This is a genomic window from Streptomyces sp. NPDC048516 (assembly GCF_043199875.1).
In the GTDB taxonomy this organism is placed as follows: Bacteria; Actinomycetota; Actinomycetes; order Streptomycetales; family Streptomycetaceae; genus Streptomyces.
In genome coordinates this window covers 534,583-554,794 of the sequence record NZ_JBICWS010000002.1, presented here as the reverse complement: position 1 = coordinate 554,794, position 20,212 = coordinate 534,583, and the positions used below count along the sequence as shown (strand labels likewise).

At 71.2% G+C, this 20,212-nt stretch carries 19 protein-coding genes and 1 tRNA gene; 5 read left to right on the top strand and 15 right to left on the bottom strand.

Annotated elements, in window-relative coordinates:
• The 3 genes from ACGFR7_RS06320 to ACGFR7_RS06310 form a co-directional block, all read right to left on the bottom strand.
• The gene (locus ACGFR7_RS06320) at positions 1-1,851 is read right to left on the bottom strand and encodes a sel1 repeat family protein (protein ID WP_393313705.1); all 1,851 of its coding nucleotides are present in this window, start codon (positions 1,849-1,851) and stop codon (positions 1-3) included.
• Positions 1,852-2,082: 231 nt separating this feature from the next.
• Positions 2,083-2,156, bottom strand: a tRNA-Met gene (locus ACGFR7_RS06315).
• A 108-nt stretch (positions 2,157-2,264) separates the two neighbouring features.
• Complete coding sequence (locus tag ACGFR7_RS06310) at positions 2,265-5,081, bottom strand: UPF0182 family protein (protein WP_393313703.1); 2,817 nt, start codon at positions 5,079-5,081, stop codon at positions 2,265-2,267.
• A 214-nt stretch (positions 5,082-5,295) separates the two neighbouring features.
• Between ACGFR7_RS06310 and ACGFR7_RS06305 the strand changes: the two genes are divergently transcribed.
• Positions 5,296-5,850, top strand: a complete 555-nt coding sequence (locus ACGFR7_RS06305) for a PPA1309 family protein (RefSeq protein WP_393313700.1) — start codon at positions 5,296-5,298, stop codon at positions 5,848-5,850.
• A gap of 116 nt (positions 5,851-5,966) precedes the next feature.
• On the opposite strand, the gene ACGFR7_RS06300 is transcribed toward ACGFR7_RS06305, so the two are convergent.
• From ACGFR7_RS06300 to ACGFR7_RS06285, 4 genes are all read right to left on the bottom strand, one after another.
• The gene (locus ACGFR7_RS06300) at positions 5,967-7,064 is read right to left on the bottom strand and encodes a PDZ domain-containing protein (protein ID WP_393313697.1); all 1,098 of its coding nucleotides are present in this window, start codon (positions 7,062-7,064) and stop codon (positions 5,967-5,969) included.
• Positions 7,065-7,205: 141 nt separating this feature from the next.
• Positions 7,206-7,388 (bottom strand): hypothetical protein, encoded by a 183-nt coding sequence (locus tag ACGFR7_RS06295; protein WP_393313694.1) that lies wholly within the window; start codon positions 7,386-7,388, stop codon positions 7,206-7,208.
• A 366-nt stretch (positions 7,389-7,754) separates the two neighbouring features.
• Positions 7,755-8,234 (bottom strand): molybdenum cofactor biosynthesis protein MoaE, encoded by a 480-nt coding sequence (locus tag ACGFR7_RS06290; protein ID WP_393313691.1) that lies wholly within the window; start codon positions 8,232-8,234, stop codon positions 7,755-7,757.
• Between the two features lie 117 nt (positions 8,235-8,351).
• Complete coding sequence (locus tag ACGFR7_RS06285; RefSeq protein WP_393313688.1) at positions 8,352-9,503, bottom strand: SDR family oxidoreductase; 1,152 nt, start codon at positions 9,501-9,503, stop codon at positions 8,352-8,354.
• 192 nt (positions 9,504-9,695) lie between these two features.
• Between ACGFR7_RS06285 and ACGFR7_RS06280 the strand changes: the two genes are divergently transcribed.
• Positions 9,696-11,174, top strand: a complete 1,479-nt coding sequence (locus ACGFR7_RS06280) for a zinc-dependent metalloprotease (protein WP_393313687.1) — start codon at positions 9,696-9,698, stop codon at positions 11,172-11,174.
• The gene (locus ACGFR7_RS06275; RefSeq protein ID WP_393313686.1) at positions 11,171-11,701 is read left to right on the top strand and encodes an NUDIX hydrolase; all 531 of its coding nucleotides are present in this window, start codon (positions 11,171-11,173) and stop codon (positions 11,699-11,701) included. The genes ACGFR7_RS06280 and ACGFR7_RS06275 overlap by 4 nt, the downstream gene beginning before the upstream one ends.
• A 174-nt stretch (positions 11,702-11,875) precedes the next feature.
• Here the strand turns inward: ACGFR7_RS06275 and ACGFR7_RS06270 are convergent, their stop codons facing one another.
• The 4 genes from ACGFR7_RS06270 to ACGFR7_RS06255 all read right to left on the bottom strand — a co-directional run bounded on the left by ACGFR7_RS06270 (position 11,876) and on the right by ACGFR7_RS06255 (position 15,764).
• Positions 11,876-12,634, bottom strand: coding sequence for an AIM24 family protein (locus ACGFR7_RS06270; protein ID WP_393313684.1), 759 nt, complete (start codon positions 12,632-12,634; stop codon positions 11,876-11,878).
• Between the two features lie 20 nt (positions 12,635-12,654).
• A complete protein-coding gene (locus ACGFR7_RS06265) occupies positions 12,655-13,338 on the bottom strand; it encodes an AIM24 family protein (protein ID WP_393313682.1) in 684 nt (227 codons plus the stop codon).
• 15 nt (positions 13,339-13,353) lie between these two features.
• The gene (locus ACGFR7_RS06260; protein ID WP_393313679.1) at positions 13,354-15,030 is read right to left on the bottom strand and encodes a TerD family protein; all 1,677 of its coding nucleotides are present in this window, start codon (positions 15,028-15,030) and stop codon (positions 13,354-13,356) included.
• A 110-nt stretch (positions 15,031-15,140) separates the two neighbouring features.
• The gene (locus ACGFR7_RS06255) at positions 15,141-15,764 is read right to left on the bottom strand and encodes a M48 family metallopeptidase (RefSeq protein ID WP_393313676.1); all 624 of its coding nucleotides are present in this window, start codon (positions 15,762-15,764) and stop codon (positions 15,141-15,143) included.
• 178 nt (positions 15,765-15,942) lie between these two features.
• On the opposite strand from ACGFR7_RS06255, the gene ACGFR7_RS06250 reads away from it, so the two are divergent.
• Positions 15,943-17,070 carry a ThiF family adenylyltransferase gene (locus tag ACGFR7_RS06250; RefSeq protein ID WP_393313673.1) on the top strand — a complete coding sequence of 376 codons (1,128 nt, stop codon included), beginning with the start codon at positions 15,943-15,945 and terminating at the stop codon, positions 17,068-17,070.
• A gap of 56 nt (positions 17,071-17,126) precedes the next feature.
• Positions 17,127-18,566, top strand: coding sequence for an ABC1 kinase family protein (locus tag ACGFR7_RS06245; RefSeq protein ID WP_393313670.1), 1,440 nt, complete (start codon positions 17,127-17,129; stop codon positions 18,564-18,566).
• A gap of 128 nt (positions 18,567-18,694) precedes the next feature.
• Here the strand turns inward: ACGFR7_RS06245 and ACGFR7_RS06240 are convergent, their stop codons facing one another.
• The 4 genes from ACGFR7_RS06240 to ACGFR7_RS06225 form a co-directional block, all read right to left on the bottom strand.
• Positions 18,695-18,892 carry a hypothetical protein gene (locus tag ACGFR7_RS06240; RefSeq protein WP_393313668.1) on the bottom strand — a complete coding sequence of 66 codons (198 nt, stop codon included), beginning with the start codon at positions 18,890-18,892 and terminating at the stop codon, positions 18,695-18,697.
• Positions 18,893-18,989: 97 nt separating this feature from the next.
• The gene (locus ACGFR7_RS06235; protein WP_393313665.1) at positions 18,990-19,307 is read right to left on the bottom strand and encodes a hypothetical protein; all 318 of its coding nucleotides are present in this window, start codon (positions 19,305-19,307) and stop codon (positions 18,990-18,992) included.
• A complete protein-coding gene (locus ACGFR7_RS06230; protein WP_026169602.1) occupies positions 19,304-19,657 on the bottom strand; it encodes a WhiB family transcriptional regulator in 354 nt (117 codons plus the stop codon). Before ACGFR7_RS06230 ends, ACGFR7_RS06235 begins: the two co-directional genes overlap by 4 nt.
• Before the next feature lie 118 nt (positions 19,658-19,775).
• Positions 19,776-20,099, bottom strand: a complete 324-nt coding sequence (locus ACGFR7_RS06225; protein ID WP_393313662.1) for a hypothetical protein — start codon at positions 20,097-20,099, stop codon at positions 19,776-19,778.
• Positions 20,100-20,212: the final 113 nt, after the last annotated feature.

Genomic DNA, 20,212 nt, shown 5'->3' with positions numbered 1-20,212 from the left:
CTACGCGCTGAGCTCTTCCTGGAGCGCCGTCCGCAGCCGCGCCGCACGCTCCGCCACCTCCGGCGGCCCCAGCTCGACGGCGCGCGCACACCAGCTCTGCGCCTCCGCGAGCGCACCGCGCCGGGCGGAGAGCAGCGCCAGCCGCAGCGCCGCCCGGCCGTGACCGGTCTCGGCGGCGCGCTGCCACCACAGGGCGGCCTCGGGAAGGCTGCCCTCGCGGGCCAGCAGCAGCCCGAGGTTGAAGGCGCCGTTGCGGCTGCCGGCCTCGGCCGCCGTGCGGTACCAGTCGGCGGCCTCCACGGCATCCCCGCGGGCCGCGGCGAACATGCCGACCCGGACCTGGGCGCGACGATGCCCCTGGCGGGCGGCTCGCTCGTACCACTGCACGCTCTCGTCGTCCGCCGTGCGCTCGCTGTCCGCCAGCCCCTCGCCCGCGGCGGCCGCCCGGTGGTCGAGCAGGTCCGCGAGCCGGAAGGCCGCCTCGGAGCTGCCGCCACCGGCCGCACAGCGCAGATTGCGCTCCGCGTCCTGCAGCGCGCCGTCCCGCAGCTGCACGATGGCGACCTGGAGGGCGGCCTCGGTGTGCCCGGCCGCGGCCGCGCGCTCGTACCAGGTGTGCGCCGTACGCTCCGCACCGCGCCCGGCGAAGAGGATGCCGAGGTTGAACGCGGCATCGACGCTGCCCGCCTCGGCCGCCTTGGAGAACCACGGCTCGGCTCCCGCGGCGTCACCGCGCTGCAGCAGCAGGATGGCCAGCGCGTTGGCGGCCTCGCGGTGCCCGGCGTAGGCGGCCCGGCGGTACCACTGCTCGCCGCGCCCCTCCCGGCCCTGCTCGGCGCAGAGCAGCCCGATGTTGTAGGCGCCGTTGACGTCCCCGGCGTCCAGCGCGACGCGGTACCAGCGCTCGGCGGTCTGCAGTTCGCCGCGGTCGGCGTGCAGCGCTCCCAGCGCATTGGCAGCGTTGCCATCGCCGTCCTGGGCCGCCCGCCGCCACCACTCGGCGGCGCTCTCCTCGTCCCCCGCGTCACGCAGCAGGAAGCCCAGCGCGCAGGCCGCGCGCGCCTCGCCGTCCTTGGCGGCGGACAGGTACCAGCGGCCCGCCTCCTGGACGTCACCGCGGTCCTCCAGCAGCGCACCGAGCTGCAGCGCGGCCCGCCGGTGCCCCCGCGCGGCGGCCTGGCGGTACCACTGCTCGGCCTCCTCCTGCCGGTTCAGCTCGCCGTACGCGGGGACCGCACGCCGGTCCGTGTCGCGGCCGTCCTCGATGAGCCGGGCCAGGCGGTACGCGGCCTCACGGTGGCCGCGCTCGGCGGCCGTACGGAACCAGCGCTCGGCGCCGATGTCGCCACGGTGCTCCAGCAGGTCGGCCAGGGCGTACGCGCCCAGGCAGTGCCCGGACTCGGCGGACTGGCGCAGCCAGTACTCGGCGGCCGGCTCGTCGCCGCGCTCGCGGTAGTGACGCCCGAGGGCGTGCGCCGCGGCGGCGGAGCCCGCGACGGCCGCGATCCGCCACCAGCCCGCCGCCTCGTCCCCGTAGCCCCGCTGGTGCAGCAGCACGCCGAGGTTGTTGGCCGCGGCGCGGTCGCCGGCGGCGGCCGCGGAACGCAGATGCGGCTCGGCGCCGTCGAGGTCACCGCGGCGCAGCAGCATCGCGCCGAGCGCGCTCATGGCGGCGGTGTCGCCCGCCTCGGCGGCCCGGCGGTGGCCGGACTCGGTCACGGCATCGGACGCTTCGGCGGCCTCCGCGGCCTCCATCGCGTCGATCGGCAAATCGGATTCGCGCCCGTCGTCGGGCGCATGCACAAACCGGTCCGTCTCCAACAACCTTGCCTTGTCCCCCATAAGTCCCATCGTCGCATCACCTGTAACCCGCGTACACCTGGTATACCGCAGCCAGTGAGGTCACTTCAGCGGTTTGTCGACTTCCCGACACGACGACTTGGCAAACTCAAGCACACACCTTCCCCACATCGCCCGCGCGACCCGGCTTTGACCGGTAACGAACCCGAAGACATGACGGGCTGACGGCATGAAGACATGACGAAGGCCCGGATCCCTGAGGATCCGGGCCTTCGTCTTCAGTAGCGGGGACAGGATTTGAACCTGCGACCTCTGGGTTATGAGCCCAGCGAGCTACCGAGCTGCTCCACCCCGCGCCGTTGTTGACCTCAACGTATCACGGCAGCGGGTCAGCCCGGACCACCGCGGCCCCGTGGCCGCCGGCGCGAACCGGCGGCCACGGGGCCAGGGGGCACACGGCGGGCTCAGCCGGCCGGCTTGCCGCCCTTCTGGGACGCCTTCGCCGCCCGGTCCAGCGCCGCCTTGAGCTTCTTCTGGGCCTCGCCGTAACCGGCCCAGTCGCCCGAGGCGCGCGCCCTCTCGCCCTCCTCGTAGGCCTTCTGCGCGTCGCCCAGAGCCTGCTGCACCGTCTGGCCGGACGGAGGCTGCGTTCCGGTTCCGGTGTCGCCGCCGCCCGGCGGGTTCTGTGAACCCGTACTGGGCGCCTTCTTGCCGAAGACCACGTCCAGCGCGTCCTTGAGGGAGTCCTCCAGGACGGGCTTGTTGTCGCCGTAACTGACCAACACCTTCTTCAGGAGTGGGTAGTTGGTGTTGGCGCCGCGCAGATACACCGGTTCGACATAGAGCAGTCCACCGTCCAGTGGCACGGTCAGCAGATTGCCGTACTCGATCTCCGAGTCGCCGAGCTTCTTGAGGATATTGAGCTCATTGGCGATGTTCGGATCGGAGTTGAACTTCGACTGCACCAGCTGCGGGCCGGGCACCGGCGTCTGGGAGGGCAGTTTCAGCAGTCTGATCCTGCCGTAGTCGCCGCTGGTCGCATTGGCGTCGACGGCCATGAAGGCACCGAGGTTGTCGCGCTTGTTGGGCGTGAAGCTCGTCGTCAGCGAGAACGCCCGTTCCTTCTGGCCCGGCATCTTCATGCTCAGGTAGTACGGCGGTACCGCGTTGCCCGACTTGGTCGTCGGGTCGTTCGGGATCTGCCAGCGCTCGGAGCCGGTGTAGAAGGTGCCCGGGTCCGTGACGTGGTAGGTGGTCAGCAGCTGGCGCTGCACCTTGAAGAGGTCCTGCGGGTAGCGCAGGTGCTCCTTGAGCGCCGGGCTGATGGCGCTCTTCTTCTCGACCGTGCCGGGGAACGACTTCATCCAGGTCTTGAGGACCGGGTCCTTCTCGTCCCACTGGTAGAGCTTCACCGAACCGTCGTACGCATCCACCGTCGCCTTGACGGAGTTGCGGATGTAGTTGACCTGGTTCTGCTGGGCCACCACCGCCCGCTGGCCGTCGGTGAGCGAATCGGCCGTGCTGTCCCCGAGCGTGGTGCGCGAGGCGTACGGGTAGCCGTTGCTGGTGGTGTAGGCGTCGACGATCCACTTGAGCCGGTGGTTGATGACCGCCGGGTAGGCGTCGCCGTCGATGGTCAGCCAGGGGGCGACGGCTTCGACGCGCTCCTTGGGCGTGCGGTTGTACAGGATCCGAGAGCCCTTGCCGATCGCTCCGGAGTAGAGGATCTGCGGCTCCCCGAACGCCGCCGCGTAGGCGGCGCGGTTGACCGGGTTGGAGAGGCTGACGCCGCTGTTGCCCCGGTAGCTGTAGCTCTTCTCGCCGCTGTCGTCGGAGTAGTCCAGTTCCTTCTGCGGACCGCCGACGATGGAGTACTGCGAGGTCTTCTCGCCGTAGTACACCCGCTGCTGGTACGAGCCGAGCTGCCCCTTGGCCGGCAGGTCCGACTCGGTGTACTTGGGGCCGCCGCCTTCGGCGGCCTCGGTCCCCTTGGCGGCGACCGCGCCGTAGCCATGGGTGTACTTGAAGTGGTCGTTGATCCAGTTGCGCTCGGGGATACCGGCGATGTTCAGCTCGCGCAGACCGATGACGGTGTCCTGCTCGGCACCGTCCTTGTCCTTGTAGCGGTCGACGTCGAGGGTGGAGGGGAACTGGTAGTACCCGCGCACCTGCTGCTGTTGCTGGAAGGCCGGCGAGACCACGTTCGGGTCGAGCAGGCGCATGCCGGCAGTGGTGTCGGCGTCGTCGCGCAGCCGCTGGCTGTCCGCCTTGTCGGCGGGCTTGTAGTCACCCTTGTACGGCGTGACCTGGGAGTCCTGGATGTCGTACGCGTCCCGGGTCGCCTTGATGTTCTGCTTGATGTACGGCGCTTCCTTGGCCTGCTCGTTCGGCTGGACCTGGAACTTCTGCACGATCGCCGGGTACAGCCCGCCGATCAGGACCGCCGAGAGCACCATCAGACCGAAGCCGATCACCGGCAGCTGCCATGTCCGCCGCCAGAGGGTGGCGAAGAAGAGCACCGCGCAGATCGCCGCGATGAAGAACAGGATCGTCTTCGCCGGGAGGTAGGCGTTGGCGTCGACATACCGCAGGCCCGTCCAGTTGTCGGCCGACTTCAGGCCGCTGGACTTGACCGCCAGGCCGTACCGGTCGAGCCAGTACGCGATCGCCTTGAGCGAGACGAAAATACCCAGCAGCACCGACAGGTGACCGGTGGCCGCCGCGGTCGCCCGCGAGCCGGGGCTGGTCAGCCGCAGGCCGCCGTAGAGGTAGTGGGTCAGTGCCGCGGCGACCAGGCACAGCACCGCGCAGGCGAATCCGAAGCTCAACAGGAAGCGGTACCAGGGCAGATCGAACGTGTAGAACGCGATGTCCTTGCCGAACTGCGGGTCCGTCTTGCCGAAGGGCACGGCGTTGACCCACTGCAGCCAGGTCCGCCACTCACCGGAGGCGGAGGCACCGGCGATGAGGCCGATCACCGCGGTGACCGCGATCAGCGCCCACTTCTTGAAGGGCGCGATGCCCATCCGGTAGCGGTCCAGGCTCTGCTGCTCCACGGACATCGCGCTCAGCGGCGGCCGCAGCCGGTACGCGAGCCAGACGTTGACCCCGACGGCCACGGCCATCAGGACGCCGAAGGCGAAGAACAGGCCGATCTTGGTCCACAGGGTGGTGGTGAAGACCGAGGAGTACTTGACCGAGCGGTACCAGAGCCAATCGGTCCAGAACCCCGCAAACATCACGAAAAGCATGGCCAATACGGCCAGCACACCCAATGTCATGAGCAGGGTCCGGATCCGCCGCGATGGTCGGCCGACTCTGATCCGTGGCCCTGTCGGGCCTCCGCCGCGGTCCGGCATCTGGAAAGCCAAGGTGCGCACCTCGAAGTTCGCTGTCGTGTGGAGCAGGCCCGGCGATAGTAGGACCCACCGATGCAACTTACGAAGGCTTTACTCAGTTCCCGCTTTCCGGGGTACACAAGGCACGATGTTGAGCATGACCAACCTCCCCGTTGACGGCACCCCCCTCGCCGCCGACCCCCTGACCCGCGCGGTGCTCGAGATCGACGAGTACAGCGCCGGGCTCGGCTGGGATCAGCCCGCCCGACTGTTCGCCCTCGTCGACACCGCCAAGCTGCGTGCGCAGGAGCCCTCGCTCGCCGCCCAGCTCGGCATCGACGACTCCACCACCACGTCCCTGACCCCCGTGGAGCAGGACGAGATCCCGGCGGGCGTCCCGCTGGACGAATTCCTGGCCACCATTGCCTGGCCCGACGCCGTCACCGGCTGCGCGCTGACCGTGGAGCGGCTGATGCTGCCGCCGTCCGCCGAGGACTCCGAGCCCGCGGGCATGGACGAGGCGCAGCTCGCGAAGTGGGTCGCCAAGCACCCGGACCGCCAGGAGGTCCGGATGACGGTGGCGGTGCTGCGCGACGGCCGGCGCGAGTCGGCGCTGCGGCTGCGCGAGAAGGACTCCACGTCCGAGGTGCTCACCGGCTCGGCGCTGGTGCCGGGCCTCGCGGAAGCACTGGCGGCGACGTTCGAGGGCTGACGGCGGCCTGCGGGACCGGCGGCCCGGGCCTGACCTGCCCGTCGGGCCCGGGCACCGGCCCGGTCTTCAGGACCTGGGGGTGTCTTTCCGGTCCGGCCTGACCGGGAAGACGCTCCCTAGGCGTGGCCCGCGGGGCTGCAGCTCGGCAGGCCCGCGGTGTCGCCCTTGCGGATCTTCTCCAGCGCCTTGACGGCGTCGCCTATGGTGCCGACCTTGACCAGGGTGAGCCTCTTCGGGGTGTCCTTGGCCGCGGCGGCGCAGTTCTCCTTGGGCGTCAGGAAGTACCGGGCGCCCTTGTCGCGCGCACCGACCGTCTTCATCGAGATGCCACCGATCGGGCCGACCTTGCCCTTGTCGTCGATGGTGCCCGTACCGGCCACGAACTTGCCGCCGGTCAGGTCCCCGGGCGTGAGCTTGTCGACGATGCCGAGCGCGAACATCAGCCCGGCGCTCGGACCGCCGACGTCGGCCAGCTTGACGTCGATGGGGAACGGGAAGCGGTGATCCACGTCGGCCTGGATGCCCACGATGGCGCGGCCGTCGTCCGCCTTCTGCGTGTCGACCGTGATCTGCTTAGCTCCGCTCGCGGGCTTCTTGCCCTGCTTCTCCGCCGCTGCGGCGTCCTTGGCGGGGATGATCGTGAAGACCACCTTCTCGCCCGGCTTGTGCCGGGTGACGAGCTTGGCGACGTCGTCGGCCCGCTTGACCTGCGTGCCGTCCACCGCCTTGATCACATCGCCCGCGTGCAGCCGCCCGTCGGCGGGCTTGTCCTTGACGACGGAACCCACCACGGTCTGGGTACCGACCGGGATGTGCAGCTGGTTGAGGGCGGAGGCCTTGGCGCTCTCCTGGGACTGGCTGAACTCCTCGGCGTTCTCCTGGTCGGCCTGCTCGGCCGTCTGTCCCTCGGGGTAGAGCGTCTTGTGCGGCACCACGGCGTTGTCGTGGTCGAGCCAGCCGTACACCGCCTCGAAGAGGTTCATGCGGTAGTCGGGGCCGGTGACGCGGACCGTGGTCATGTTGAGATGACCGGTCGTCGGGTACGTCTTGCGGCCGGAGATCTGCAGCACCGGCTCGCCGTCGTGATCACCAAGGGTGTTGACCGTCGGCCCCGGTGACATCTCGGAGTAGGGCACGGGGATCAGTACCCCGGCGCAGAGCAGCGCGATCAGCATCAGGGTCGAGGCGAGCAGCGTCGCGGTGCGGCGTGGCATGGAACGACAGTACGGGACGGGTATGACAACCGGCCCGCGGGGCCGTCCGTACGAGGTCGAACACCCGGCCGTGGGCCCGCCCGTACGCGAGGGACATCACACGAAGTGGCGCTCGGTTTTGGCGCGCCCGGCGTGGGAACGTCAGACGGGGTCCGAGGCGGGATCGGGAACGGAGTGCTCCTTTTCCATCGCGTCACGGAACCGGGCGTAGCCCGCGAGTTCCGCGACATCCCCGGCCTTGCGGTTCCGTAGGGCCCAGCTGCTCCACACCGCGGCAATCAGCCCGGCACCGACCGGAATCAGCAACCAGAGGAGCGCACCCATCAGCGACCTCCCAACCCCTTGTACGACCGCGATCGACGAATAAGCAGATTAACCATCTGCTGGGTCAACGCTCACGCCAGGGGGCGGGTTACGCAACCGGAACACAAGGCACCGGTTCGGCCTCGTGTTCGGAGGCCATCACCCCGTGGCCACAGGGCCACTGCCTGCGCGTCTGCCATGTCGCCTGCCCCGGGAAAGCGTCCTTACGCACCGGCCCGGAACCCGCTCCCGGAGCGTGCCGGCCCGACCGGAAGTCGGCGCTACGCGCCGACCCGCCCTCCCGTCACCCGACCTCCACCCCCAGAAGACAGCGCTACGCGCCGACCCGCCCTCCCGTCACCCGACCTCCACCCCCAGAAGTCGGCGCTACGCGCCGACCCATTCCTCGGTTCCGTCGGAGAATGTCTGGTGTTTCCAGATCGGCACCTCGTGCTTGAGGTCGTCGATCATCCTGCGGCAGGCCTCGAACGCCTCGCCGCGGTGCGGGCAGGACACCGCGACCACTACGGCCAGATCACCGATGCCCAGATCACCCACACGGTGGACGGCGGCCAGCGCCCGCACCGGGAAGTCGGCGATCACCTTCTCGGCGATCCGGCGCATCTCCGCCTCGGCCGTCGGGTGCGCGGAGTAGCCCAGGCCCTCGACGTCGGCACCGTTGTCGTGCGAGCGGACCGTGCCGACGAACAGGGCCGTACCGCCGGCCGCCGAGTCCCCCACGGCCGCGAACACCTCGTCCACGGACAGCGCGCGCTCGCGGACCTCCAGGAGCCTGATGGGGTCCGGCGCGGCCTGCTCACCGGGGTGATCGCGGCCGGGGGACGAAGGGGAGGGCGTGCCAGACATACCCCCATCGTGCCGTACGCGGGCACGGTGGGGTATTGCCGGTTCCACCGGTCGTCCCGGGCGCCGTATGGAGAAGTCTCCAGCTGGAGACTTCTCCGGCCCGGCGGGCCCGGTTGCTCAGAAGCGGCGGCGGGCCTTACGGGCACGGCGCACCAGGGCGGCGGTGCCCAGGAGGGCGACGGTGGCACCGGCGGCGCCCGCGGCGGTGGCGTCCTTGCGGCCGAGCCTGCGGCCCGCGACGGTGTGCCGTCCGGCGACCTCCTCCAGGAGCTCGGCGAGCACCTCCTCGTTCGTCCAGCGGGGGCGCCAGCCCGCATCGTGCAGCCTGCTGCCGCTGACCACCCATGGATGCATCGTGTACGCCAGGTCTCCCGCGGGGGACGGCGTCAGGCCGATGCGGTGCAGGCGGGCGGCGGCGCCCAGGGCCACGGAGGACGGCAGCTCCATGCGCCGGATGCCGGAGAGCTCTTCGACCTCCTCCTGCTCCAGCCAGCCGTCGCAGCCCACCGCCAGCTCACCGTCGACCTTCTCCAGCGCGGCGAACTCCAGGGCGCTGACCAGGTCCTCGACATGGCAGAACTGCCAGGCGGGACGGGACCCGGCGACGACCAGGAGGCGGGGCGATTCGAAGTAACGGGTCAGCGCGGTGTCCGTGCCGCCCACCAGGACGGTGGGACGCAGCACGGTGACGTTCAGACCGGGGTGCGCGCGGGGCGCACGGTGCGCCAGGTGCTCGATCTCCAGGAGGTCGCCGACACCGGTGGCGTCCGCGGTGGCCCGCAGCTCGGCGTCCTCGGCCAGGGGAACGTCATTGTCGGGCAGCGCCCCGTACACCATGGCGGAGGTGCACAGCACCACCCGGTGGACGCCGGCGGCCGCGGCGGCGGTGAGCACGGTCTGGGTGCCGCGCACGTTGTACGCGGTGCGCGCCGCGTCGTCGGTCTCCAGGTCGAGGTCGAGCGCCAGGTGGACGACGACATCGGCGCCGCGCAGCTTGTCGGCGATGGCCGGGTCCCGGACGTCCAGGACGTGCCAGTGCGCCTCGGCGACGTCGCCGCGCCGCTCGTCGATGGCCACCACCTCCTTGACCTCGTCGGAGGCGACCAGGGCGCGGGTGAGCAGCGCACCGACTCCGGAGGCGGCTCCGGTGACGGCCACCACGGGCCGGCGTAGCGGCCGGTCCGTGGCCCCACCTGCGCCATTGCCTGCCTTCTCGGTCTGGGCCGCAGCGTTTCGCGCTGCGCGAACGGTCGGATCTGGGGAACTCACCGGGCGTCTCCAGCGGTTGTCTTCAGTGCGGACGTGTGGTCATGCGTGCGCACCAGGTGGCGTCCATCCTGCCCCAGCCACCGGGACAGCGAAGCACCGAGCCCCGAAGCGGTCCGGGTGTCTACGCTGGAGGTGATGTCGGGCAGCCGCCGTCGGCCACCTGGTCGGCGGCCCTACGAGCCGAGGAAACCCGTGAGTGACACCCCATTTGGATTCGGCCTTCCGCCGGAGGAGCCGGAGGACGGCGACAACGGCAAGAAGAAGGGCGGCCAGGGAGGTAGCCAGGGCCCCGCGGACCCCTTCGGGTTCGGCGGCGGGAGCGGTGGCGCGGACAATCCGTTCGCGGCGCTCTTCGGCGGCATGGGCGGCCCCGGCGGCGAGATGAACCCTGGCGACCTGGGAGCCGCCTTCCAGAAGCTCGGACAGATGCTCTCCTACGAGGGCGGCCCGGTGAACTGGGACATGGCCAAGGACATTGCGCGGCAGACCGTCGCGCAGGGCGCCGAGGACGGCAGCAAGGACGCGAGCCTGTCGCCGGGCGAGCGCAGCGCGGTCGAGGAGGCCGTACGCCTCGCCGACCTGTGGCTGGACGGTGTGACGTCGCTGCCGTCGGGCTCCGGCTCCGTGGTGGCCTGGAGCCGCGCGGAGTGGGTCGAGGAGACCCTCCCGGTGTGGAAGGACCTGGTCAATCCGCTCGCCGAGCGCGTCGGAGCGGCCATGGGCGATGTCCTGCCCGGGGAGATGCAGGCCATGGCGGGCCCGCTGCTCGGGATGATGCGCTCCATGGGCGGCGCGATGTTCGGCACCCAGATCGGCCAGGCGCTGGGCGTGCTGGCCGGCGAGGTCGTCGGTTCGACGGACATCGGGCTTCCGCTGGGGCCGGCCGGCAAGGCCGCGCTGCTGCCGGGCAACATCGCGAGGTTCGGTGAGGGCCTGGGCGTGCCGGAAGAGGAAGTGCGGCTGTATCTGGCCCTGCGTGAGGCCGCCCACCAGCGGCTCTTCGCGCACGTGCCGTGGCTGCGCTCGCATCTGTTCGGTGCCGTGGAAGGCTATGCGCGCGGCATCAAGGTCGACACCACCAAGTTGGAGGACGTGGTCGGCCAGATCGACCCGCAGCATCCCGAGGAGCTGCAGAACGCCCTTCAGCAGGGCATGTTCCAGCCCGAGGACACCCCGGAGCAGAAGGCGGCACTGGCCCGGCTGGAGACCGCGCTGGCCCTCGTCGAGGGCTGGGTGGACGCGGTGGTGCACGCCGCCGCCAAGCCGCATCTGCCGTCGGCTGACAAGCTCCGTGAGACGCTGCGGCGGCGCCGGGCCAGCGGTGGCCCTGCCGAGCAGACGTTCTCGACGCTGATCGGTCTGCAGCTGCGTCCGCGGCGGCTGCGGGACGCCTCGCGGCTGTGGGCGTCGCTGACGGACGCGCGGGGCCTGGAGGGCCGCGACGGCCTGTGGGAGCACCCGGACATGCTGCCGACGGCGGCGGACCTGGACGACCCGGACGGATTCGTCCACCACGAGCAGCCGGACTTCTCCGAGCTCGACAAGATGCTCGGCGAGGCCGCGAGCGGCGGCAAGCCCGGTCTGGACAAGCCGGCCCCGGGCAAGCCCGCGCGGGAGGACGGCGGCCCGGACGAGGCGCCCGGCGAGAGCAAGGGTGACGGCGGCAGGTGAGTCTGCGTGAGGATGCGGCGCGGGTGCTCAAGGAGTGGCCCGCGCCGTCGCCAGGACAGGAACAGCTGCGGCTGGCGTATCTGGACCATCTCGCCGCCCATCAAGGCGGCATGTGGAAGCCCTGCAAGGACGGGCACCTCACGGCCAGCGCGCTGGTGATCGACCCGGCCGGCGGCCGGGTGCTGCTCACCCTGCACCGCAAGCTGGAGATGTGGCTGCAGATGGGCGGCCACTGCGAGCCGGAGGACGCCTCGCTGGCCGGGGCGGCGCTGCGGGAGGCGCGCGAGGAGTCGGGGATCGCGCAGGGGCTGACGCTGCTGCCCGGCGGCCCGGTGCGGCTGGATCGCCATCACACGCCGTGCGCGGTGCATCTGGACGTCCAGTACGCGGCGTTGGCTCCGGCGGACGCGGTGGCGGCGATCAGCGACGAGTCACTGGATCTGCGGTGGTTCGCCTACGACGAGGTGCCCGGCGTCGCCGACACGTCGGTGGTGCGGCTGGTCGAGCGCACCCGGGCGCTTCTCTAGAGGGCGCCCGTCTCTAGAGGGCCCCCGCGCTCTCTAGCCGGACGGCAGCGCCCTGCCCGCCGGACGGCGCAGGCCTGGCCTCCGACGGCAGCGCCCGGTCGCACACGCGCTTCGGTGCCCGCCCTCCCCGGGGCGGGCACCGCAACGCATGCGCCAACGGCGCCTCGCAGGCGCTCAGTTGGTGAAGATGTTGCCCTGGTTCATGCCCCGCGCGCCCTGCTGGCCCATACCGAACTGGGCGGCCACACCGGACCCGACGACGGCGTTCTGCGGCGGCAGCAGCTCGCTGGGCTGCACCAGTGCGTAGCCCTGGCCGAGGAAGCTGAGTTCCCAGCCCTCGCCCGTGTTGCCGCGCCGGCGCATCACCCCGGAAGAGTGCGTCTGCGCCTGCATCTGGACCCGCAGTGAAGCCGACCAGGCCACCACCGCGTCGGCGTCGGCGTTGACGTACTTGTCGGGCGTGACCTGCAGCATCAGCGGCTCGCCCGAGGTCATCAGGACCACCTTGCCCCGCCCGGAGATGTTGAGCTGGTACTTGCCGGTGCCTGAGATGCCGTACTGGCTGTCGACGGAGACGACCTCCCAGTGGAGGCCGGAGTCCAGCGCCAGGACGTAACTGCTGTCGACGGTCAGGCCGTCGTGGTCGACGTCGACGACATGGACGTACTGGGCGAGGTTGGCCAGGTAGACCGTGCCCTGCCCGGAGACGCGCATCAGGTCCAGGCCCTCGCCGGAGTGCGCGCGGGCGCGCTGCTGGCCGGGCGTCGTGTAGTTGCCGTCGAATTCGAGCAGCCCCTGGTAGGCGACCATGGCGCCCTTACGGGCGAGGAGGTCTTCGTGGCCCTGGAGTGCGACGCGCAGCAGCTGACTGTTCTGCAGGACGTAGCGGTCTTGGGTCTGTGCCTCGGTGAAGGCGAAAAGCGGACTCTGCATGGCGTGTTCGGTCCTCCCCCTCAGCCCCGGGCCCGGAGCCGGTCGGTGCTGTCCTCGCTGGGCTGGACGACGACGAACCCCTGGCCGGAGAAGCCCAGTTGGTAGGCCTCGCCGCTGCCGCGTCCGATCATCGAGGACGCCTTGAAGCTGCGCTTGCCCTTCATCTTCAGGTGCGTCGACCAGGCGACCAGGGCGTCCGGGTCCACATAGGTCTCGTCCTCGCCGCGGCCGCAGTCGACGACGATGGGCGTGCCCCGGGAGGTCAGGGCGACCCAGCCGGTGCCGGAGATCCCGACGTTGAAGAGGCCCTGGCCGGCGAACTTCGCCATGCCCTTGACGCGCTGCACGCCCCACTGGAGCTGCGCGTCGAAGGCGAGGAGGTTGGTGCCGTTGACGGAGAGCGAGTCGCCGTCGAGGTGGATGCAGACCACGTCGGCGCCGTAGTCGGCGAGGTAGAGCAGACCGTCTCCGGAGCACTTCATCAGGGGTGCGCCTTCGCCGGTGAGCCACTGGGAGGCCATCTGGCGGACGGCGGGCGGGTTCGGCTCGTACTGGACGAAGCCTTCGTAGGCGACCATCGAGCCGGTGCGCGCGAAGACATCCTGGCCGCTCTGCATGGCGATCTTCACCATGGCGCTGCCGTGGTTCTCCATACGGGCGGCGGGCGGGGTCGGGGCGTAGCCCGACAGCTGCTGCTGATTCATGACTTACGGGCTCCCTCAGACCTCGTAGGGCTGGACGACGATGAAGTTGCCGGGCGCGCCGCGGAACTGGAGGTTCACGGTCTCGCCGGAGTGACCGGGGAAGGCGTGCCGGCGCAGGCTCACCTGGCTGGAGATGATCACCTGCGAGGCCGCGGACCAGGCCACGATGGCGTTGGCGTCGGCGAAGGTGGTCGGGGTGACCGGCAGCACGACCGGGGTGCCCTGGGTCTTGACCACGAGGGTGCCGGTCCCCTGGAACTGCATGGTGAACAGGGCACCGCCGGGGATGCCGTGGCCCTCGATCCTGCGGACCTCGTGCTGCAGCGACTCGTCGAAGGCGAGGACGCTGTCGGCGGACACACAGATGGCGTCGCCCTGCAGCTCGATGGGGTGGACGTGGGCGCTGTTCTCGGCGAAGAAGACCTGCCCCTGGCCGGTGCAGCGCATCAGCTGCATTTCCTGGCCGGTGGCGTTGCCGACGATCCGGCCGCGGAAGCCGGCGCCCTTGTAGCTGAAGTCGACCTTGCCCTGGTAGAGCACCATGCTGCCCTGGCGGGCGAGCACCGGCTGGCCGTCGACCCCGAGGTCGACGCGGATCAGCTTGCTGTTCTGCGGGGTCCAGCGCTGGCCGGTGGGGGCTTCCTTGTACTTGTCCAGCACGACACCGAGGCCGGGGCCGCCGGCCTGGGGCACCGCCGGGGCCTGACCGCCGCCGTACGGGGCGCCCGGAGGCTGCTGTCCCGGCTGGCCGTAAGGGGCGGGCTGCCCCGGCGGGGGGCCGTATCCGCCGGGGGGCGGGGCGGGCTGGCCGTAGGGCGGCGCCTGCGGGGCCTGCTGTCCGGGGAATCCGCCGGGCACGGTCTGCTGCCGGCCGTACGGGTCCTGGCCGGGGACCGACTGGCCGGGCGGGGCCGGCGGCTGCTGGCCGGGCGGGGCCAGCGGCGCGGCGACGGTGGGCGCGTTGTGCACCTGCGGAGCGGTGGGCGGGTGCGCGGCCGGGGGCGCTTGTGGCGCGCCCTGGGGCGGGCCGAAGTCGGGCGCGGGCTGCTGCGGGGCGGGGGCGGCGGGCGCCCCGAAGGACGGCGCGGGGGCCGCCGCACCGGGCGGCGGCGCGAAGCCGGGCGCGCCCTGTGCCGTGGTGGGCGGCGCCGGCGCCTCGGCCTCTTCGGCGACCTCGCCGCCGAAGTTCTTCAGCAGCGCCTCGAGGCCGCCGTCGAAGCCCTGGCCGACCGCGGCGAACCGCCAGACGTCCTTGAGGTAGAAGTCGCCGAGCATGACGGCGCGTTCGGTGCTGAACTCACTGCCGTTGAAGGAGTAGCGGGCGACCTCCTCGCCGCCGGCCACGATCCGGAGGTATCCGGGGCCGATCTGCGAGACCTGGCCCGCACCGTCGAGCGCGGCGGTGAAGGAGAGCTTCCGGATGTGCGGCGGGATCTTGTCGAGGGTGACCCGGAACGACTCGCTGTCACCGGCCTGCGCCCCGAGCAGCTGGACCGACTCCTCGGGCGACTTGGGCTGGTTGAAGAAGACGAAGTACCGGTCGTCGGACAGCCGCTCGTCGGCGTCCAGCCCGAAGCAGCTGATGTCGAAGGTCAGGCCCGGTCCGGCGATCTGCACGCCGACGTACAGATCCGTTCCCGCCGTCAGATCACCGATCTTGGCCTTGTGGCCCCGCTGGAATTCCCTGGTCATACGTAACGTCCGTCCCCCGCTCCCGCTGTCAGTTCCTTCTGCGCGGCCAGGCTAACCGCTGGCGCCGACAGCAGGCGATGCCGGGGCGCGGCGGATGTTCCGGCGCCGCGTCAATCGTCCCGGGCGGCGGGCAGATGGGGCAGCCGGTCGGCCGCGACCACCCCTTCGAGGTAGCCGCGGGCCCGCTCCGTACGGGGGTAGGCCTCCAGCAGCCGCCAGAACCGGGGGCCGTGGCCGGGGACGAGCAGATGGGCGAGTTCGTGCAGCAGGACGTAGTCGACGACGTACTCCGGCATGCCCTGGAGGCGGTGCGACAGGCGGATGCTGCCCTCCGCGGGGGTGCACGATCCCCAGCGGGTGTTCTGGTTGGTCACCCAGCGCACCGACGCGGGGCTGGCGCGGCCGTCCAGATACTGGCCGGACAGCCGCTCGGCACGCCGGGCCAGCTCGCCGTCGCCCAGCATCCGCTTGCTTTCCTGGGCGGCGAGCTTGTCGAGCATGACGGTGACCCAACGCCGCTCCTCGGCCTCGGACATACGGGCCGGAATCAGGACCACCGTGCGGTTTCCCTCGCGGTACGCCGAGACCGTTCTGCGCCGCCGCGAGCTGCGGCGCACCTCGACGGCGCTGGTGCCCGACCCGCGGGCCTGGGGGCTCGAAGGAGCCCCGCGCGATGTGTCAGCGGCGCGGCGCAGGGGTGTTTCCCCTGGGCCGTGGGAAGGGTCGGCGGGCACGTGCCCGACGTTACCCGCTGGCAGTGCGGGAAGTCCCGCCTCGCGGACGGTTCGCCACCGAACCACTCCATGGCGTGCACCGCTTGTACGACCGGCACCCCCTGCCTGTGGATAACTTCCGCAGGAATCCGCGGCACGGCGCATGCTGGGAGCCGGACGACGAAGGACGGGGGCGGAGATGCGGCATCCGATGCTCAAGCCCGCGCTGCGGCGCGGCTGGCGGGACAGGGAGACGGTGCGATTCGGTGTGGCGCCGGCGCATGCGCTGGTGGTCGGCCCGGTCGATACGGCGACCGGGAGCTTCCTCTCGCTGATCGACGGCACCCGCACCCTGCAGCAACTGATCGAGGAGGCCGCTTTACTGGACCTCCCGCCCGAGCACGTACGGGGTGTGGTGGACCGGCTCGGCGCGGCCGGGCTGCTGGAAGCGCCCACCGCCGGCGGCCCGCCGGCCGAGGCGGTTCGTGCGGACCGGGCCGCCTTCGAACAGCTGCGGCCCGACCTGGCGTCCCTGTCGGTACGGCACCCGGAGCCCGCGGGCGCCCTGGACAGGATGGGGGCGCGCCGGGCGGTCCGGATCAAGGTCAAGGGGGCGGGGCGGGTCGGCGCCGCGATCGCGGCGCTGCTCTCGGCCTCGGGGACCGGCCGGGTGGAGGTGTTCGACGGCGGCACGGTCCAGCCGTGGGACGTGCTGCCCGGCGGGCTGCCTGCCGAGCAGACCGGTGAGCGGCGCGACGCCGCCGCGCGACGGCTGGTCAGACGCTGCTCCCCCTGGGGCCGTACCCCGCGGCCGAGGGGCCCGGTCAGCGAATCCGGCGAACCCGGGCTGTCCCTGGTGGTGCTCGCCCCGCGCGACGGGCTCGGCGCGTACGCCCCCGACCCCGTGCTCTGCGAACCACTGCTCACCGCCGGCATCCCGCATCTTTACGCGGGGGTGATCGAGGGCACGGGTGTGGTGGGTCCCTTGGTACTGCCCGGAGGTTCGGCCTGTGCCCGCTGCGATGAACTACGCCGTACGGACGCGGAGCCGGCCTGGCCGCGGCTGCTGGCGCAGTGGCGGTCGGGACGTGGTTCCCCCGCGGTGCCGGCCTGCGATGCCGCGCTGGCAACCGCGGTCGCGGGGGTCGCCGCCGTCCAGGCACTGACGTTCCTCGACGGTGAACTGCCGCCGTGCACAGGGGCGCGGATGGAGCTGGCCGCTCCGTGTGCCACCGTGCGGACGGTGCGGATCGAGCCGCATCCGGAGTGCGGCTGCGGCGCTGCCGGTTCGCCCGGTGCGGCGGGCGCCTCGGATCCTCGGCCGTGACACGCCACAATGACGGAGTAACCCCGGTTGGGGGACAGTGTGAGTTGGAGGGGCACATGTCTGATCTTCCCCGCAAGGCGGTCACCCGCACCGCCAAGCTGGCCGCGCTGCCACTGGGGTTCGCCGGCCGTGCCACCTGGGGCCTCGGCAAGCGGATCGGCGGCCGATCCGCCGAAATCGTCGGCCGGGAGCTGCAACAGCGCACCGCGGAACAGCTCTTCAAGGTGCTCGGCGAGCTGAAGGGCGGGGCGATGAAGTTCGGGCAGGCGCTGTCCGTCTTCGAATCGGCGCTGCCCGAGGAGATCGCCGGCCCCTACCGCGCCGCCCTGACGAAGCTTCAGGAGGCGGCGCCGCCGATGCCGACCAGCACGGTGCACTCCGTACTGGCGGAACGCCTCGGCGAGGACTGGCGGGAGCTGTTCGAGGAGTTCGAGGACAAGCCGGCCGCGGCGGCCTCGATCGGGCAGGTCCACCGTGCGGTGTGGCACGACGGCCGGGAGGTGGCCGTCAAGGTGCAGTATCCGGGTGCCGGCCAGGCACTGCTGTCGGACCTGTCACAGCTGAGCCGGTTCGCCCGGCTGCTGGGCCCGCTGATCCCGGGCATGGACATCAAGCCGCTGATCACCGAGCTGCGCGACCGGGTGTCCGAGGAGCTGGACTACTCCCTGGAGGCAGCGGCCCAGCAGGCGCATGCCGAGGAGTTCGCCGACGACCCGGATGTGGTGGTGCCGGCCGTGGTGCACCAGTGCGACGAGGTGCTGGTGACGGAGTGGATGGACGGGGTGCCGCTGTCGGAGGTGATCGCGGACGGCACCGACGAGCAGCGGGACCGGGCCGGTCAGCTGCTGGCCCGCTTCCTCTTCTCCGGCCCCGCCCGTACGGGCCTGCTGCATGCCGACCCGCACCCGGGCAACTTCCGGCTGCTGGCCGGGGACTTCCCGGACGGCCCGGCCGAGGAGTGGCGGCTGGGGGTGCTGGACTTCGGCACCGTCGACCGGCTGCCCGAGGGGCTGCCGCCGACGATCGGGACCTCGCTGCGGATGACGCTGGAGGGCGAGGCGGACGCCGTCTACCAGCTGCTGTGCGAGGAGGGCTTCGTCAAGGAGTCCATCGAGCTGGACCCGGACGCGGTGCTGGACTACCTCCTGCCGATCATCGAACCCGCCCTGGTGGACGAGTTCACCTTCACCCGGGGCTGGATGCGCCATCAGGCCACCCGGATCGGCGATCCGCGCTCCCCCGCCCACCAGTTGGGCAAACAGCTCAATCTGCCCCCCGCGTACCTCCTGATCCACCGGGTGACCTTGAGCACGATCGGGGTGCTGTGCCAGCTGGGGGCGACGGTACGGCTGCGCGACGAGCTGGAGGCGTGGCTGCCCGGTTTTGTGCCCGAGGAGGAACCGGCCGGCCCGGACGTCGCCGGTATCGGCCCCCTCGGGGACGACGAGACCGGTGCGGACCTCGGGAAGGAGTCCGTCGAGGAGACCAGGGTCTGAGCCGGGCCCGGCACGCCGCTCAGGCCCGTCCCGTCCGCTCCGCCGACCGGAGCGGACGGGACGGCCCGGGGTCAGCCCGCCCAGGAGGTCGCCGGCCCGGGGGCGACCGGCCCAGGCGGCGACCGGCCTCACCACCAGCTGGAATCCAGGCGCCCTTCGATGGCCCGGATGTTCTCCCGCGCACAGTTGTCACAGAAGTAGCGGCGCTCACCGTTCTCGACGGAGCAGGTCCAGGTCGGACCGGCACCCTCGGCGACCGCGCCGCAGCCGGCGCACACCGTGTTCCCGTCGGCCAACTCCGGGCGTTCATGCGTCTTCTGGTCCACCAGCCGACGATATCCCCGCCGGCCCCGCGAAACGGGATACAACGCACCGCGGGGCCCGCCCTGTCGGACGGACCCCATGGGTGGCGGCATCAGCGCCTTACTGCATCACGGCCATTGCCAGCGCCCGGCGGGCACGGAGCGACGCGCGCTCGGCGCGCCGCTGCATACGCCGCGCGGCCGCGAGCCGATGAGCCCTGCGTTCCGATTCGGCCTCCCGGAGGCGTTGGTGCATATGCGCACGCGCCAGGGCTTCTGGGATGAGTTGCATTGCGAGGTTCCTGTTCTGCCGCGACTCGGTCGCGTCGGTGTTCACAAGGGCGGGGGTGTCGGTGAGAGAAGGGTTCATCGTGAGGTCCTGCTTCTGGGGGTCCCGGGTGAGGGGACGGTCGATCGTTCCTGTGCCAATGGTGTTCATGCCGCGACCGGGTTCTTGCGCGGACGGCCACGCGGACGCTTCCGCGGCACGACGACGCCCTGGACGAAGAGCTCGCCGCCCCAGACGCCCCACGGCTCACGGCGGTCCTTGGCACCGGCGAGGCAGGCCTCACGGACCGGGCAGGTCTGACACAGCGTCTTGGCGTACTCGACGTCGGCCGGGGACTCGGCGAAGAAGACCTCGGGGTCGTAGGTGCGGCACGGAACGGCTGCGCCGAGGCGGTCGATCTCGTCGTCGAGCTCGGTGAGGGGAAGCAAGGAGTTCTCCTGAGGGTCGGGCGGAGGGATCAGGTCGGTGGCTACGGACGGGGTGTGCGTCTGCAGTTGCACGGTGGTGTGTTCCTCGTCTGTTCGGCCCGGCTGGTGGCGGGCGCGTGGGCAAACAAAAGGGCCGCGGATCCCGGTGTGGGTTCCGCGGCCCTGGAAGGTGCCGACCTGATCGTGCCGATCAGGCTGGATCTCTCCAGGGTTCGTGGCCGCGGTAGGCCCACGTTTCATGCTGCGTCTGGTACTGCTTCCGGGATCCGGCACCATTGGCCGCCGCGAAGACAAAGGCATTCGCCGATGCCGCCGCTGCTACCGCAGGTGCCTCGGTCGGTCGCTCGCTACGCTCGCCGCGCGTCAGCACAGCGAGGGCCTCGGGGCGCGCGACCCCCATACCGGACGGACGGCCGAAGCCGGACATACCGGTACCAAGGAGCGAGGAGCCGAGCGGGCAGGCGGCGACGACCGAGAGATCGGTCATTTTGTTGGTCTCGATAATGCTGATCACTGGGCTCGCCTCCTCTCGGCGTCTCGGTGGACCGGGAATCCCGTTCCAGGGTGTTCAAGTACAGCACGGATCCATCGGATCTCGGAAAGAAACCGTTGTCTCCGTTGCTTGTG

Bases quoted from the DNA above. Each gene is read 5' to 3' on its own strand.
- ACGFR7_RS06320 (WP_393313705.1), bottom strand. From the start codon at position 1,851: ATGGGACTTATGGGGGACAAGGCAAGGTTGTTGGAGACGGACCGGTTT.
- ACGFR7_RS06310 (WP_393313703.1), bottom strand. From the start codon at position 5,081: ATGACATTGGGTGTGCTGGCCGTATTGGCCATGCTTTTCGTGATGTTT.
- ACGFR7_RS06305 (WP_393313700.1), top strand. From the start codon at position 5,296: ATGACCAACCTCCCCGTTGACGGCACCCCCCTCGCCGCCGACCCCCTG.
- ACGFR7_RS06300 (WP_393313697.1), bottom strand. From the start codon at position 7,064: ATGCCACGCCGCACCGCGACGCTGCTCGCCTCGACCCTGATGCTGATC.
- ACGFR7_RS06295 (WP_393313694.1), bottom strand. From the start codon at position 7,388: ATGGGTGCGCTCCTCTGGTTGCTGATTCCGGTCGGTGCCGGGCTGATT.
- ACGFR7_RS06290 (WP_393313691.1), bottom strand. From the start codon at position 8,234: ATGTCTGGCACGCCCTCCCCTTCGTCCCCCGGCCGCGATCACCCCGGT.
- ACGFR7_RS06270 (WP_393313684.1), bottom strand. From the start codon at position 12,634: ATGCAGAGTCCGCTTTTCGCCTTCACCGAGGCACAGACCCAAGACCGC.
- ACGFR7_RS06265 (WP_393313682.1), bottom strand. From the start codon at position 13,338: ATGAATCAGCAGCAGCTGTCGGGCTACGCCCCGACCCCGCCCGCCGCC.
- ACGFR7_RS06260 (WP_393313679.1), bottom strand. From the start codon at position 15,030: ATGACCAGGGAATTCCAGCGGGGCCACAAGGCCAAGATCGGTGATCTG.
- ACGFR7_RS06250 (WP_393313673.1), top strand. From the start codon at position 15,943: ATGCGGCATCCGATGCTCAAGCCCGCGCTGCGGCGCGGCTGGCGGGAC.
- ACGFR7_RS06245 (WP_393313670.1), top strand. From the start codon at position 17,127: ATGTCTGATCTTCCCCGCAAGGCGGTCACCCGCACCGCCAAGCTGGCC.
- ACGFR7_RS06235 (WP_393313665.1), bottom strand. From the start codon at position 19,307: ATGAACACCATTGGCACAGGAACGATCGACCGTCCCCTCACCCGGGAC.